The following is a 15,819-nucleotide window of genomic DNA, read 5'->3' on the forward strand; positions in this document are numbered from 1 at the left end:
ACATCCGTTTTTTGTCAACAAAAAGATGCCAGGTTTGTTAACTGAGCTTAATATGCGCCCAATCTTTTTTGTACCACAATTGTGCAAACCAGAACGTTTGAAACAATCGATATAACCCCTGAATTAACCAGATAGCAGTTAACCCCATTCCCATATAAGGACCGATAAACCAGGCAAGCGGTAAAAATACAAACCACTGGCACACCACACCAACGACCATCGTTATTTTAGTGGCGCCGGCGCCTTGCAAAGATGACATTAACACCAGGTTAACTGCGTCAATGATGATTGCGATACCAACTAATTGAAGTGGTATTCTGGCAATGTCAATCACCTGTTGTTCGTGTAGAAAAATACCTAATAACAAATCTGGAATGAGCAGCATAGGAATACTGATCAGGGAAACTGCAACAGCGGCAATCTTTGAAGTATCCCAGGCCCACTGATAGGCGTCGTCGACATCTTTACGCCCAAGCGCTTGTCCCACGAGGGTGGCTGAACTCATGCCAAAGGCAATAGACGGCAAGATCGCCACCAAAGTCAGGGTGGTTAACACGTTGGCTGCGGCGAGCTCTTCGGTACCAATTTTTCCGACTATCCAGAACAAAGTGGTAAAACCTAATGCAAAAAAGAGTTGTTGAAGCGAAGAGGGAATCGATATTTTTAGCACCTGGTAAAAGGTTTCTTTTTGTGGCAGATGTAAACCAAAACCATAGCGCTTGGTGTAACGGATGGTTAAGAAAAAATACAAAAGAGTACCGCCAAACATTGAGAGAGTTGTTCCAAGTCCCGCACCGGCAGTCCCCATTTCTGGAAATCCCCAGTGTCCGAAAATCAGCACATAGTTTAATAATATATTCATTGAGTGCATGACTATGAGCGTTTTAAAGTAAAACTGGGTCATTTTTATCGCGCTTAAATAACCTCGAAAACTGAAATTCATGCCCACGGCCATGATGCCGATTAAACGGGCATCAAGATAAGCGACGCCGTGTTCAACCACGTTGGGATCGTCGTTGACAAACGACATAATAGGTTGGCTGAAATAAGTCAGCAGTAAAGTGAGCGGGATCGCTGCTACAAATATTGCGACCAATGCGCCGTTGAGCGGATTCGCTGCTTCACTCTCTCGACCTTCACCAATTCGCCGAGCCACCATCGCTTGAACGCCGGATGCCATACCCATGAAAAGCGCAGCGGCTACAAAGTTAACAAAACTGGCAATACCAACAGCTGCGAGGGGGGTCGAGCCAAGTTGGCCGACCATAGCTGCATCAACCAGGTTGAGAATATTTTGGGAAATCATCCCGCCAATAATGGGTAATGCAATGTGAAAAATCTGAGAAGAACGTTCGCGAGAAACCAAATGGCGCTCCCAGTTAATTATCGTGTGGTGCCATCATCAATCTACTCAGAATTGCAGAGCTAAAATTGCAGACAGTCAATAGCAAAAAGCGAAGTGTATCACTATATGACCCATAACAATGAGTGGAAACAGATCCTGATATTGTTACAGCATTTTATTATGTCCAATTTTATAAGCCTGAATTCGAGTTGCTTATGCGGATAGCAATCTCTCGGTTTGTAATTCGTTAACCTGAATACACGCCCTAGTTATTAGTGTAGGCCCTGGCAATACACCAAACATCAACTCGTTCGGCTCCTTGCTTGATTAGTTGTGTCGCTAACTCATTGGCAGTGGTGCCGGTGGTCATGACATCGTCTACCACCGCTACAAAATTGGGTGGTTTTGAGATGACATTAAATGCGCCACGCAAGTTTTGTTGTCGTTTAAGTGCATCCAGACTGGTTTGTGCCTGGGTATCGCGATTTCTTTTGACTAGATGAGATAGCAATGGAATAGAGAAGCTTTTGGCTAATGTTTTGGCGATAAGCTGGGCCTGATTAAATCCTCTTTTTCTGAGTTTTTTAGGATGCAGCGGTACAGCAACCAGCCCCTGGGGAAAGTTTTCTGGTTGATAAGAAAGGCGAATCTGTTGTTCAAGGTAATCGGTGAGTAAAGAACTGAGGTAATAGATACCGTTAAATTTCATGCTGGTGATAAAGTCGCTGATTGGTGGCTCATAGTGAAATGCAGTAATCGTTTTTTTGAACATGGGGGAATGCCGTAAACATTGACCGCAAACCTGTTCCTGGTTGTCGGTTAGTACCCCGGTTACCGGCATTGCACAAACCCGACAACTCTGACGGAGTAGCGGTAAACGCTGGTGGCAATAGTGGCAAATTAGCCTGGAATTTGGTGGTTGAATTTTGTTGTCTGAAATCTTTGCTGCTGCTTCCAGGCGATCAAGCCCGCCCCCTGGAGCCAAATTTAAGTCAAGTCGATTAAAGACGGAACAGGCAATATCAGAGCATTCATTACTCCAGTAGTCGCTATTCACGGCTTGAACTACTGGTCCGCGGCAGAGCAAACAGTCACTAACGGGAATAAATTTAGAAATTATTTTAAGGTTAAATAATGACCAGATGTTAACTTTCATGTTTGTCATACCTTGACAGTGAATCCGCTTCTCTTAAGATCTTCGCCTGACCTTAAATCCATTGATATTCCATTGGGTTTAAATATACCGATAGTTAAATCGATAGTCGAACAAAATAGTTGATCAAAAATAAGAGCGCTTATGCACCAGCCAAATTCTTTATCTCATTTAACTGTAAACGCAGATATTCGTCACGACTGGCAGCTGTCAGAAGTAAAAGCGTTATATGAATTACCCTTTAATGACCTCATTTTTCGCGCCCAGGCAGTGCACCGGCAGAATTTTGAACCTAACCAGGTTCAAGCATCGACGCTAATGAGTATTAAAACTGGCGCCTGTCCAGAAGACTGTGCTTATTGTCCACAAAGCGGGCACTACAACACGGGTTTGTCGAAAGAACAATTAGTGGCATTAGAAGAGGTTGTCACTGCTGCGAAAAATGCCAAACGCACCGGTGCAACACGATTTTGCATGGGAGCAGCATGGCGAAGCCCGCGCGCAAAAGATTTTCCGGTTGTTTTAGAAATGGTAAAAGCCGTCAAAAAACTGGAAATGGAGACTTGCGTAACCTTGGGAATGCTGAATGAAGAGCAGGCCACTCAGTTAAAGCATGCCGGTTTAGATTACTACAATCATAATCTGGATACTTCGGCAGAGTATTACAGCGAAATTATTACCACTCGAACATACCAGGACAGGTTAGATACGCTACAGCGAGTCAGAGATGCTGGTATTAATGTTTGTGCCGGTGGAATTTTGGGAATGGGAGAAACTTTATCCGATCGCCTTAACTTAATTCGAGAGCTGGCCAATTTACCGGAACACCCACAGAGTGTGCCGATTAACCAGTTAATTGCGGTAAAAGGTACGCCACTGGAAGACGCCAGAGATTTAGATCCGTTCGAATTTATTCGAATGATTGCGGTTGCGCGTATTGTGATGCCTCAATCTTATGTGCGTTTATCCGCTGGTCGAGAAAACATGTCAGATGAAATGCAGGCAATGTGTTTCTTTGCCGGTGCAAACTCTATTTTCTATGGTGAGAAATTATTAACCACAGAGAACCCAGATATGAATCACGATCTTGACCTGTTTAAACGTCTTGGGATTGAGCCTGAAGGCGGAACGCCAGAAACCAAACCCTGTCCGAGAAAACTCGCTGAAGAGCAAGCGCAACTTGAAGCTGCGGCCAAAGCAAGTTCGCAAACCGAAAAGCCGTTGTTTTACAACGCTGCCAGTTAATTTCGGTTAAGTATTTGCTAATCAATCCACAAAAGCGGGCGGTTGGTTTATCAGCCTGCTTTTGCCGGAATATCGATGATGAAATTTCTTAATTTTCAACAGTTACTTGAGCAACGAGCCGAATCTGGACTGTTGCGTCAGCGTCAAACTTTAACGTCGCCGCAACAGACAATCGTGTCTGTTGATGGAAAGCAGTTGATTAACTTTGCCAGTAACGATTACCTCGGATTAGCCAATCAGCCTCAGGCGGTTCAAGCGTTAACGAGCGCAGCTGATAGATATGGTGTTGGGGCAGGCGCCTCACATCTGGTTTGCGGCCATCAAAAGCCTCACCAGGATTTAGAAGAGGCACTTGCAAGTTTTGTCGGTCGAGAGGCTGCGATTACTTTTTCTTCCGGTTACATGGCGAATCTCGCTATTTTGCAATGCCTGGCGAAAAAGGGAGATTTAATCATTGCGGATAAATTGAATCATGCTTCGTTGATTGACGGCGTGAGGTTAAGCGATGCCGATTCAACGCGTTTTCCCCACTGCGACCTTGCGATACTGGAAAAGCGACTGAAAAAAAGTTCGCAAAACAAATTTGTTGTCACCGATAGTGTTTTTAGCATGGACGGCGATATTGCACCACTAACAGAAATGGTTGCAATGTGTGATAAATACGACGCTATTTTAATCGTTGATGATGCCCATGGTTTTGGTGTCATCGGTGAAAATGGCAAAGGAAGTGCGGAACACTTTGGGTTGAATCAGAAACAGCTTCCCGTTCTGATGGCAACTTTAGGGAAAGCATTAGGCGGCTTTGGCGCGTTTGTTTCCGGCGAAAAGCCCTTCGTCGATTATCTGGTTCAGCAAGCACGGAGTTATATTTATACTACTGCAATGCCTGCTTCAATCGCGTCGGCAAATTTAGCCAATCTAAACCACCTTAAACAAAATCCGAAAATTCTCGCGCAATTGAAAAGCAATATTAGCTACTTTCGTCAACAATGTGAGACATTTAAGTCTGCTGGTTTTCCAGTAACCATTTTGCCATCTGAAACAGCTATCCAGCCAATTATTGTCGGTGATAATGAGTCGTTGTTAGCCATCAATCATCGGATCCTTGAACAAGGTTTTTTAGTCGGTGCAATACGCCCGCCGACAGTACCGGCTAATTCCGCCAGATTAAGAATTACTTTGTCGGCTTCACATAGTCATCGACAAATCGATCAATTAATCCAGTCACTAACCAATGCATTCGCATTGCAGCAGAAAGAAGTTAATCAATGAATTTAAAACCATTTGTCAATATTTCAGGAACAGGTCCTGCATTAGTTTTAATCCATGGTTGGGGGTTACATGGAGGCATTTGGGAAACCGTGCTGCCCGAGTTGGAAAAACACTTTACCGTTCACAATATTGATATGCCGGGCTTTGGTTATAGTTCTGTACACAACGGTGAATATAATCTTGATTATCTGGTGAATTCAATCGAATCCGTATTACCAGAGCGTTGCGATATTATTGGCTGGTCCCTTGGCGGCTTGGTAGCGACGGCGTTGGCGCTGAAATGTCCTGACCGAATTAGTAAGCTGATTACCGTGGCATCCAATCCCAGTTTTGTCGCTAATGAAGAATGGCACGGCATGCAGGCGCAGCTACTCGAATCTTTTATGGCTTACCTGGAAGAAGATTATGAAGGCACCTTAATTCGATTTTTAGGGATCCAGACGATGGGGAGCGCAACTCAAAAAGAAGATGTAAAACGACTGAAAGAGACTGTATTTATTCATGGCCAGCCTTCTAAAAAAGCACTAAGAGGTGGTTTAAAAATACTGCATGATATTAATCTTGTGCCTCTGTTATCACAGTTGGCAATGCCAGTATTAAGGATGTATGGCAGGCTCGATTCTTTAGTGCCAGCCAAGGTTGCGGCTGATGTGGAAGATCATATTCCAGGCAGTAAAGCAATTATTTATCGAAAGTCGGCTCACGCCCCATTTTTGTCAGCTAGTAATGAATTTGTTGATGATGTTCTCGAATTTTTATTGCCAGGTGCACATTTATCGGAAGTCTCTGTTGGGGAAAACGCCGCCGGAGAGAGTGCTCGATGAGTCTCGATAAAAACTTGATTGCGCAGTCCTTCAGCCAGGCTGCTGAGCGCTACGAAGAGTTTGCGTTGCTGCAACAGGAAGTGGCCAGCAGAGTGTTTGAACGCCTTTCGTATATGCGAATAAATCCCAAAAATATTCTCGATGTTGGTTGCGGAACCGGCTACTGCAGTCGACAATTACGCGAGACTTTCGGCCGCTCAAAAGTCAGCGCGATTGATTTAGCGCCGGGTATGATTGAAGAGGCTAAAAAGAATCAGAGTCTTTTTAGAAAAATTAATTACCAGGTCGCCGATGCTGATGAATTGCCGTTTGATGATAACCAATTCGACCTGATCTTTTCCAACCTCACGATTCAATGGATGCCAGATCTAAAAAAGACTTTTAGTGAGCTAAACCGAGTTTTAAAGCCCGGTGGCCTGCTGATTTTTTCCACGTTAGGTCCTGACACTTTAATCGAATTAAAAGAAAGCTGGCGGCAAGTTGATAAATCGGTACATGTGAACGAATTTATTGATATGCACATTGTAGGCGATCAGGTTTTTAACGCTCACTTCGAAAATACCGTGATGGATCGAGATGTGATTACATTAACCTATAAAACGCTTATTGGTTTAATGCGCGACTTGAAAGCTATCGGTGCGCATAATATTGATAGCGAGCGCCAACGAGGCTTGCTGGGAAAAGGTAAATTTAACCAGCTCAATCAGGCGTATGAAAAGTATCGCTGGTCTGATGGTAATTTGCCTGCCACCTACGAAGTTATTTATGGACACGCATGGAAAAAACAGGGACAACCTAAAGCGGACTACCACACTTATAAAGTTGATATTCAAAAGCCTGAGTGAGGGAAAAGTGAAGCAACAGAAAAAAATCTTCATTACCGGTACAGATACCGAAGTGGGAAAAACTTTTTTCACGGCATCGCTCATCCATGCGCTGCAAAATGCGCAACACTCGGTGAGGGCTTTTAAACCCATCGCAGCCGGGTGTGAGTTAGAAAATGGGCAATTCAAAAATGAAGATGCGTTAGCGTTAATGCAGGCAATGACCTTGCCGACCGTTTATGAGCAGGTTAACCCGATAGCGCTACAGCGACCGATTGCTCCCCATATCGCAGCGAAAATGGAAGGTATGGCGCTTTCTGTCGAGCAGTTGCAACAGCTTGTGCCGTTAGCGAGTATCGACGAGTCTTTCATACTAGTTGAAGGGGCTGGTGGCTGGTTAGTCCCTTTAAATGAGCAGCAAACTTTCGCTGATTATGTGGCTGCTGAAAATCTCGCCGTTGTTTTAGTCGTTGGTTTAAAATTAGGATGTATAAATCATGCATTGCTGACTCAGGAATCAATTAAGGCTGCAGGGTTAGAACTGGTCGGCTGGGTCGCCAATCACATCGATCCGGAAATGCTCAATCAACAGCAGAATATCGAGACCTTAAACTCTCTATTAGACTGTCCTATGCTAGCGGAGCTGCCTTTTTTCACTGAAGATAATTCCGTCGAACTCGCTAGTAGATGTGTTAGAATCGAGCACTTGGTCGATAGCTGATAATTTATCGCCTTTTCATAACTTGCTGATAAACAATAGAAAAATATGATTTGGGGCTTAAATTATGGCGTTCAGCACAAAAATCACCATGCTTCATATGGTGGAACATGGCGAAACTCTTTCGTTAAAGCTTGTGGTTAATCTCTATGGTTAAAATCTATGGTTAAAATCGGGCAGTTTAATTTCTTGAAGATCTTTCGTAAAACAGCGAGAGGTACTTTTCTAGAAGCTGGAAACCTCGGCCAGGTTTTTTTGCCTGTCGCGCAAACCCCTTCTCATTGTGAAGTCGGCGACAAAATTCAGGTTTTTTTGTATCGAGATTCGCACGATGAAGTTGTCGCAACCACCAAAAAGCCTCGTATTGAAATCGGCGGAACCACGTGCCTTAAGGTATTGTCGGTGAGTCGTGTCGGAGCATTTTTAGATTGGGGTCTACCGAAGGATTTATTGGCACCCTTTGGTGAGCAAAGTAAAAAAATGGAAGTCGGTGAATTTCACATAGTCCATGCTTACGAAGATAACACCGGGCGATTGTGCGCTTCTAGTAAACTTAACAAGTTTATTAAAGCAGAAACATCAGGATTGAAAGCTGGTGACTCGGTTAATTTAATTGTCGGTGATCAAACTGATCTCGGCTACAAAATGATTGTTAATCAAGCCTATTGGGGATTATTGCATCACGATGATATTTTTCGCGAAATCAAATATGGGCAAAAGCTGAAAGGTTTTATTAAAAAACTACGCGCTGACAAACGCATTGATATCACTCTCAAACAACCTGGGGTTTCAGGTGATAAGTCATTGGCAAGTAAAATACTGGCAAAAATTGAGTCAGGCAATGGCTTTTCTGCTATTAACGATAAAAGTCCGCCTGAGTTAATTTATCAAGAGTTTGGTGTGAGCAAGAAAGTATTTAAGGCCGAATTAGGCGCACTTTATAAACAGCGAAAAATATTAATTGGTAAAGATGGCATTCGTTTTGCCAACACGGACAAACACTAGGTAGTAAAAAGTAGTAAGCAGTAAAAAGCAGTAAGAACAAGTAAAAAAGAAAATCTCTAAGTTTCTTTGAATACCGAATACAGCGGGCTTTTCATGTGAAAGCGCTGTTTAATTTTAATTGGTTTCATACGATATTTTATGAGGAATTACTGATGACAAGAGCACTGATGACAAGATCACTGATGAAAAAATCACTGACTCAAGCTTTATTTTTTTGTACTTTTCTTTTCGCTAGTCAATTTTCTCAAGCTGAAATCATTGCGGCTAACGAAAACTATTTTGAAGTAAAGTTTTCATCGACGGTTAAGGCGCCCGTCGAGAAATTAAATTCGACCCTGGTTGATATTGCCAAGTGGTGGAATCCTGAACACTCCTACGCTGGAAAAAGCGAAAACCTCACTCTCGACTTAACAAAACTGCATTGTTTTTGTGAAAAGTTTGACGGCGGCGGCTTTGTTCGTCACATGGATATTGGTTATTTTCAACCGGAAAAAATGCTTCGATTACTCGGTGGATTAGGTCCGTTGCAGTCTCTTCCTGTTGACGGAGTATTAGATTTTTCAATAAAAAGTCAGTCCGCAGAATCTTCGCTGCTAACTGTTACTTATAAAGTTAGCGGTGTCGGGGTTGGTTTAAAAAACTGGGCTAAACCCGTGCATGGTGTGATTGGCGAACAGTTTTCCAGGCTGAAACAACAGGCAGAAAAATGATAAGAAAAAGAATAACAAAATCAAATCACAAAAATCCTCGCCGTCGCGCTAAAGCAATTTACGGCGTTCTTTTGGCTTTGGCAGGATTTTCGTTACCTGCATTTCAAGTCTCATCGGCCCCTTTAGATGCACCCGAGCGAGTTGAGGGAGAAGGGCCGTTTGAAAGACTGATACTGAGAGGTGGAATTCTTATCAATGGTGAGGGCGCTCCGCCGAGGGGGCCGGTTGATATTGTGATCGAAGATAATCGAATTGTTCAGATCAAAAGCGTCGGAAATCCTGGCGTTCCTATCGTGGCGAAGCGACCGGAAGCCACAGCGAACGATAAAGTAATTGATGTCGAAGGCCACTATATTTTACCGGGATTTGTTGATATGCATGCTCATATCGGTGGTTCTCATCAAATTACTCAAGCGGAATATACTTTCAAACTCTGGTTAGCCCATGGTATTACTACCATACGTGAACCGGGAAGTTTTAATGGCGATGAATTCGTTTTGAGCCATATGAAGAAAAGCCAAAAAAATAGTATTGCTGCACCAAGAATTGTGCCTTACTTTTGGTTTGGCCTGGGCAATAAAAAGGGAATTAATACGCCCAGTGAAGCAAAAAGCTGGGTGAAAAAAATTGCGAAACAAGGTGCTCGCGGTATTAAGTTTTTTGGAACTAAACCAGAAATATTTAAGGCGGCGGTTGACGAAGCAAAAAAACGTGGACTAAAAACAATGATGCATCACGCACAACTCGATGTTGTGCATTTAAATGCAGTTGATAGTGCGCGTATGGGATTAAACACCATGGAGCACTGGTATGGATTGCCGGAAGCGATGTTTACTGATCAAGTTATTCAGAATTATCCCCTTGACTATAACTACAATAACGAGCAACACCGTTTCGGTGAAGCCGGTAAATTGTGGTTGCAGGCGGCTGAGCCGGGCAGTCCAAAATGGAATGCCGTCAGGGACGAATTAATTGAACTGGATTTAACCATAAATCCCACAATGACTATTTATGATGCAAGCCGAGATTTAATGCGTGAACGCAATGCAGACTGGCACACTGAATATACGTTACCCGGTCTGTGGGAATTTTTTCAGGCGAGTCGTTACGCCCATGGTTCCTATTGGTTTGACTGGACCACACAAGACGAAATTAACTGGAAGAAAAACTATCAACGCTGGATGACTTTTTTAAATGATTATAAAAATCATGGCGGCCGAGTAACCACAGGAAGTGATTCGGGATACATCTATAAAATTTATGGTTTTGGATTTATCCGCGAATTGGAGTTGTTACAAGAGGCAGGCTTTCACCCGTTGGAAGTGATTAAGTCGGCAACCATTAATGGTGCTGAAGCGCTGGGAATGAGCAGTCAAATTGGTTCAGTTGCTGTCGGCAAGTTGGCAGATTTAGTGATAGTCGAGGAAAATCCGTTGCGCAATTTCAAAACGCTTTATGGAACTGGACACATCAAATTAGACGAGAGTAATAAACCTGTCACAGTTGGTGGTGTCAAATACACCATCAAAGACGGGATCATCTATGATGCAAAAAAGCTACTAGATGATGTTAAGCAAATAGTGAAGCAAGAAAAGGAAAAAGCAAACAATGGCTAAGCCGGGTAAGACAGGGTTAAAAAGAATTTTTGATGCAACGGGCTATTCTATCAAAGGTCTTGAAGCTGCCTGGAAAAACGAGGCAGCTTTTCGTCAGGAAGTTATGTTGGCTGCGGTGGGTATTCCGCTGGCGTTTTGGTTGGCAGAAACCAAGTATGATTTATTGTGGTTAATTTTACCTCTATTTTTAGTGGTTGCCGCGGAGTTAACAAACTCTGCGATTGAAGCCGCGGTTGATCGAATTAGCGATGAACATCACGAACTTTCAGGTCGGGCCAAAGATATTGGTTCGGCTTTAGTGTTTGTTTGCCTATTGTTATTAGCCGTTGTTTGGAGTGTTATTTTGCTCCGTTAGAGCAAGACGATAGATAGCAAAGAGATTTAAATATGGCTTAATCAATGTAAATATGAGCCATTGTTAAAATCAACAAAGTTGTTTATTTTAATCATCTGTATTTTAATAGTTTGTATATTAATAATTAATGGATACCTGAGTTAAAGCGTGTCCTATCGTAGTTTTTATTTTTGAGGAGAAATCGATTTGAAGAATTGGACTATTCCGCTGTTGGTTAGTTTATTGGCGGCGTGTGATCAGGGAGCACAGCAACAAGAGTCGCAACCAGAATCACAGCCGGAGCAACAAAAAGTAGAACAAAGCACTAAAGTCGCAGGTGTAACTTTAGTTGAAACTGTGAAAGCACAACCTGGAAAAACGGTTATTCCTTATGAAAAGTATGTCCTTGATAACGGGCTCACTTTAATTTTGCACAAAGATAATTCTGATCCGCTGGTTCATGTTGACGTGACTTATCATGTTGGTTCAGGACGAGAAGAGCTTGGCAAATCTGGCTTTGCTCATTTCTTTGAACACATGATGTTTCAGGGATCTGAAAATGTTGCTGATGAACAACACTTCAAATTGGTGACTGAAGCGGGCGGTACAATGAATGGTACTACCAACACCGATAGAACTAATTATTTTCAAACGGTGCCGGCCAATCAGCTAGAAAAAATGTTATGGCTTGAAGCTGATCGCATGGGATTTCTGGTTGATGCGGTCACTCAGGAAAAGTTTGAGGTGCAACGAGAAACAGTCAAAAATGAACGTGGCCAGCGCGTTGATAATCGCCCCTATGGTCGACTGAGCGAGCGAGTTTCTGAAGCACTTTACCCAGCAGGACACCCGTACTCGTGGCCGGTTATCGGTTACATGGAAGATCTAAACCGGGTGAATGTTAATGATTTGAAAGCCTTTTTCCTTCGCTGGTATGGTCCTAACAATGCAACCATTACTATTGGTGGCGATTTCGACGTTAACAACACGCTTAAGTTGGTGACCAAGTACTTTGGATCGATTCCCAAAGGACCGGAAGTCTCAATGCCTGAGAAAACAGCGGTTACACTTGATAGCGATCGATATATTTCTATGGAAGACAATGTTCATTTGCCATTGCTCTATATGTCGTTTCCAACGGTTAGTGTGAGGCATGCTGACGAAGCGCCACTTGATTTGCTGTCGACTATTCTTGGTGGCGGAAAAACTTCATTGCTTTATAAAAATCTGGTGAAAAACCAAATTGCGGTTCAAGCTGCGGTTACTCATCCTTGTGCTGAATTAGCGTGCACATTCAACATGTACGCACTACCGCATCCTGCATCTGGAAAATCATTGGCGGACATTGAAAAAATTATTCGGGATACGCTAAAAGAGTTTGAAAAACGTGGCGTTGAAGATGACGATTTGCTCAAAGCAAAAGCGCAAATGGAATCAGCTTTTGTATTTGGTTTGCAAAGTGTGTCCGGCAAAGTTAGTCAATTGGCCGCTAACCAAACCTTTACCGGGAACCCGAATTATATTGAAGAAGATATTGCGCGTTATGCTAACGTGACTAAAGAAGATGTATTAAGAGTTTATAAACAATACATTCAAGGTAAACATGCCGTCATTATGAGTGTTGTACCAAACGGCAAGCCTGAGATGATTGCCGCCAAAAATAACTTTAATGCACCGGAGCGCAAGTTGGCTGAAGCGTCTCAAACCTCTGAAGACGAACTTCAACTCAGAAAAGCGAAGGACGATTTTGATCGTAGTAAAATTCCTGTTGCTGGCGCGAACAAGCCGGTTGATGTGCCACAAATGTGGCAAGATGAACTGGCTAACGGCATTAAAATTCTAGGTGCTCAGAGTATTGAAACGCCAACGACATCAGTATTACTTAAAGTCTCGGCCGGCCACTATTATGAGACGCCTGAAAAAGCTGGTTTGTCTTCCATTTTAAGCAGCATGTTAAATGAGTCGACAAAACAGCGCAGTGCTGAAGAGATGACAAAAGAACTAGAAAAGCTCGGCAGCTATGTCAACATTTCATCACACGATCATTATCTGACAATCAATGTTAATGCACTGACCAAAAACTTTGACGCAACCATGGTTTTAGTGAAAGAAAAACTGCTGCAGCCAGCGTTTGAGCAGAGCGATTTTGACCGGGTGAGAAATATTGCCATTCAAGGCGTTAAAAATAGCAAGAAAAATGCAGGCTATCTCGCATCGACAGCTTACCGTCAATTATTGCACGCAGATAATATCGGTGCGTTACCCGGCGGCGGTACAGAAGCTTCATTAGCGAATTTAACTTTGCAAGATGTTAAATCATTTTATGAGAAACACTTTAAGCCATCGGGTGGACAATTAATCGTTGTTTCAGATTTGGGGCAAGGCGCAGTAAAGAAAGGCATTTCTATGCTAAGTGATTGGCAAGGAAAAGGACCTAAGTTAGCGTTGGAATTACCGCAACCAAAATCAGAAACTGGTGTAATTTACCTGGTACATAAAGATAATTCTGCGCAGTCGGCGATTAGAATTGGTAAGCGTTCTTTAACTCGTGATATCACTGGTGAATTTTACAAATCATATCTAATGAACTTTCCTCTGGGCGGCGCTTTCAACAGTCGGATTAACTTGAATTTACGTGAAGATAAAGGTTACACCTACGGCGCACGCTCTTACTTTAGCGGTGACCGATTATCTGGTAGTTACACCGCCAGCGCAGAAGTGAGAGCTGATGCAACGGATAAGTCAATTGTTGAGTTTATTAATGAAATTAAAAACTATGCAGAAAAAGGAATTACTGCCGAAGAATTGGCATTTATGCGCAATGCGATTAACCAGAAAGACGCGCTGAAGTATGAAACACCCGGTGCAAAACTTGGGTTCCTGGCGCAGATTCTTGAGTATGACCTGACGCCTGCATTTGTTAAACAACGTGCAGATATCGTCGACAGCATCACTGCCGAAGAAATTAATGCCTTGGCGAAAAAGCACTTAAAACTTGAAGAGATGATCATGGTTGTTGTGGGCAACTCAAAGGTGCTTAAACCACAACTGGAAGCTTTAGGTTACAAAGTTATCAATTACGAAATCTAACTGACTAATCGATTGATTGACTACCATTTGAGCTAAGGTAGACAGAGATTTTTTAGAAGGTAAAGCCGGCAGGAAATTCGTTTCTTACCGGCTTTTTCTCACAATTTCCCATCAGATTACCAACAGAACCATCAATTTCTTTGAAATTATCCGTGGCCAAGTCGTTATAGAGCTGAATCAATATAAAATCGGCTATTTTGATGTCTGATGTCGTTGCTCATTTTGCCCATAGGTTGACTATGCGCTGCAATGAGCGCCTAATCAGCCACCAAAATCTCTCGATTTTCCTTATATCATTTTATATTGATTCCGCTCTAATTGACCAAAATATTCAAGAAAATTGGCAACATTGCTCAATTCCTGCTCATTTCTGCCGATAACATCAATACAGTTACGAATAGCTTCCTCAAGTTAATTGATTTTAAAGCTGTTTTTTCGTTAACCATTTGTATTCGAGGTTTTAAGTGGAGATAAATAATTTACTCAACACAGGTGTTCAAGGGTTCCAGCAAGCGACTTCGCGTGCTAATCAGGCAGCCCAGGAGATCGCCTCTCAATCAGTGAAAGACGCTAGTACTGAAAGCATCAATCAGAACGATCTCACAACTTCCCTGGTGGATTTAAAAGTAGCTGAACTTGACGCCCAGGCGAATGCAAAAGTGATTGCGACCGCTTCGGATTTAGTCGGTACCTTGTTAGATGTTACGGCCTAGCGCTTAATAACTGGCAATATAATCGTTAATTATCAACAGGTTATTAATATTTTCGAAATTTTAGAAGTTCAATTGATTGGCAGTGAGTGAAATCAATGCTTATTTCATCCGCACCGGTAGCCATACCGGTTTCGACAGCAAATCCTCCTACCGAAGCGGTAGCGAGTGAAGCTGCGCAAAGAACACCCATTCGGGAGCCTGCACCTCCCACCGATAGCTCCGCCACGAAAAATAGTACCGAAACCAGCGAGCAACAACCCAGAAATCCGGCTGAACTCAATCGAGACAATTCCCAACGAGATTCTTCGGGAGACGCTAAACAAGATAATGGGGAACAAAACAGCCAAAATCGTGATAATCAGAGCCAGAGTAGAAACGAACAGAATAGTGATAGTAACAATGAACAGCAGGAAGCGCAGGAAAGGCGTGAGATTGAGCAGTTAAAACGCGTTGATCGTGAAGTCAGAGCCCATGAAACCGCTCATGCAAGTGCCGGTGGCCAATTAGCTGGTGCGCCACAATTGACATTCACCATTGGCCCTGATGGAAGACGCTACGCTGTAGGTGGGGAAGTTTCTATTGATACCAGTAAAGTGCCTGGTGATCCTCAGGCGACAATTGACAAGATGTCACAAGTCAGGCGAGCTGCACTGGCTCCTGCAAATCCTTCGCCTCAGGACTTGAAAGTGGCAGCACTCTCCAGTCAGATCGCTAATCAGGCGAGAGTGGAGCTGAACATCTTGCGCAATGAAGAAGCTAGCCAGGCCCAGGCAAGTGAAGAAGAGGGCAGGGAAAACCCTAATCTTAATATTCGCAGCTCAGTTCAATTTACTAACCCTGTTGCAGCTAAGCGCTCGTCGTTACTTTTGAATCAGAAAATCGTCGATAGCGGCGCGCTTGATGATATTAATGAAGAGCCGTTGCTTTCGCAAACCGCTTAACCTCCGCAGCTTTGCTCTACATCGATAAA

At 43.1% G+C, this 15,819-nt stretch carries 14 protein-coding genes; 12 read left to right on the forward strand and 2 right to left on the reverse strand.

Annotated elements, in window-relative coordinates; translation table 11 throughout:
* Window positions 1–37: 37 nt before the first annotated feature.
* Window positions 38–1,366 (reverse strand): MATE family efflux transporter, encoded by a 1,329-nt coding sequence (locus tag FLL46_RS02190; RefSeq protein ID WP_142891777.1) that lies wholly within the window; start codon window positions 1,364–1,366, stop codon window positions 38–40.
* A gap of 244 nt (window positions 1,367–1,610) precedes the next feature.
* On the reverse strand, window positions 1,611–2,501 hold the full coding sequence (locus FLL46_RS02195; protein WP_142891778.1) for a ComF family protein: 891 nt from the start codon (window positions 2,499–2,501) through the stop codon (window positions 1,611–1,613).
* 141 nt (window positions 2,502–2,642) lie between these two features.
* On the opposite strand from FLL46_RS02195, the gene bioB reads away from it, so the two are divergent.
* The 12 genes from bioB (at window position 2,643) to FLL46_RS02255 (ending at window position 15,790) form a co-directional block, all read left to right on the forward strand.
* A complete protein-coding gene (gene bioB, locus FLL46_RS02200; protein ID WP_142891779.1) occupies window positions 2,643–3,743 on the forward strand; it encodes a biotin synthase BioB in 1,101 nt (366 codons plus the stop codon).
* Between the two features lie 75 nt (window positions 3,744–3,818).
* A complete protein-coding gene (bioF, locus tag FLL46_RS02205) occupies window positions 3,819–5,015 on the forward strand; it encodes an 8-amino-7-oxononanoate synthase (RefSeq protein ID WP_246119250.1) in 1,197 nt (398 codons plus the stop codon).
* A complete protein-coding gene (bioH, locus tag FLL46_RS02210; protein ID WP_142891780.1) occupies window positions 5,012–5,839 on the forward strand; it encodes a pimeloyl-ACP methyl ester esterase BioH in 828 nt (275 codons plus the stop codon). The genes bioF and bioH overlap by 4 nt, the downstream gene beginning before the upstream one ends.
* Complete coding sequence (gene bioC / locus FLL46_RS02215; RefSeq protein ID WP_142891781.1) at window positions 5,836–6,684, forward strand: malonyl-ACP O-methyltransferase BioC; 849 nt, start codon at window positions 5,836–5,838, stop codon at window positions 6,682–6,684. Before bioH ends, bioC begins: the two co-directional genes overlap by 4 nt.
* A 7-nt stretch (window positions 6,685–6,691) precedes the next feature.
* Complete coding sequence (bioD, locus tag FLL46_RS02220) at window positions 6,692–7,384, forward strand: dethiobiotin synthase (RefSeq protein ID WP_210418573.1); 693 nt, start codon at window positions 6,692–6,694, stop codon at window positions 7,382–7,384.
* Window positions 7,385–7,543: 159 nt separating this feature from the next.
* A complete protein-coding gene (locus tag FLL46_RS02225) occupies window positions 7,544–8,386 on the forward strand; it encodes a CvfB family protein (RefSeq protein WP_142891782.1) in 843 nt (280 codons plus the stop codon).
* Window positions 8,387–8,538: 152 nt separating this feature from the next.
* A complete protein-coding gene (locus FLL46_RS02230; RefSeq protein WP_142891783.1) occupies window positions 8,539–9,096 on the forward strand; it encodes an ATPase in 558 nt (185 codons plus the stop codon).
* Window positions 9,093–10,712 (forward strand): amidohydrolase family protein, encoded by a 1,620-nt coding sequence (locus FLL46_RS02235; RefSeq protein ID WP_142891784.1) that lies wholly within the window; start codon window positions 9,093–9,095, stop codon window positions 10,710–10,712. The genes FLL46_RS02230 and FLL46_RS02235 overlap by 4 nt, the downstream gene beginning before the upstream one ends.
* Complete coding sequence (locus FLL46_RS02240; protein WP_142891785.1) at window positions 10,705–11,067, forward strand: diacylglycerol kinase; 363 nt, start codon at window positions 10,705–10,707, stop codon at window positions 11,065–11,067. The genes FLL46_RS02235 and FLL46_RS02240 overlap by 8 nt, the downstream gene beginning before the upstream one ends.
* Window positions 11,068–11,253: 186 nt before the next feature.
* Window positions 11,254–14,136, forward strand: a complete 2,883-nt coding sequence (locus FLL46_RS02245) for a M16 family metallopeptidase (protein ID WP_210418574.1) — start codon at window positions 11,254–11,256, stop codon at window positions 14,134–14,136.
* Window positions 14,137–14,600: 464 nt separating this feature from the next.
* The gene (locus FLL46_RS02250) at window positions 14,601–14,849 is read left to right on the forward strand and encodes a flagellar biosynthesis protein FlgE (protein WP_142891786.1); all 249 of its coding nucleotides are present in this window, start codon (window positions 14,601–14,603) and stop codon (window positions 14,847–14,849) included.
* Window positions 14,850–14,944: 95 nt separating this feature from the next.
* Window positions 14,945–15,790, forward strand: a complete 846-nt coding sequence (locus FLL46_RS02255; protein ID WP_142891787.1) for a putative metalloprotease CJM1_0395 family protein — start codon at window positions 14,945–14,947, stop codon at window positions 15,788–15,790.
* Window positions 15,791–15,819 lie beyond the last annotated feature (29 nt).

This window comes from Aliikangiella coralliicola (assembly GCF_007004725.1).
GTDB classification, from domain to species: Bacteria; Pseudomonadota; Gammaproteobacteria; order Enterobacterales; family Kangiellaceae; genus Aliikangiella; species Aliikangiella coralliicola.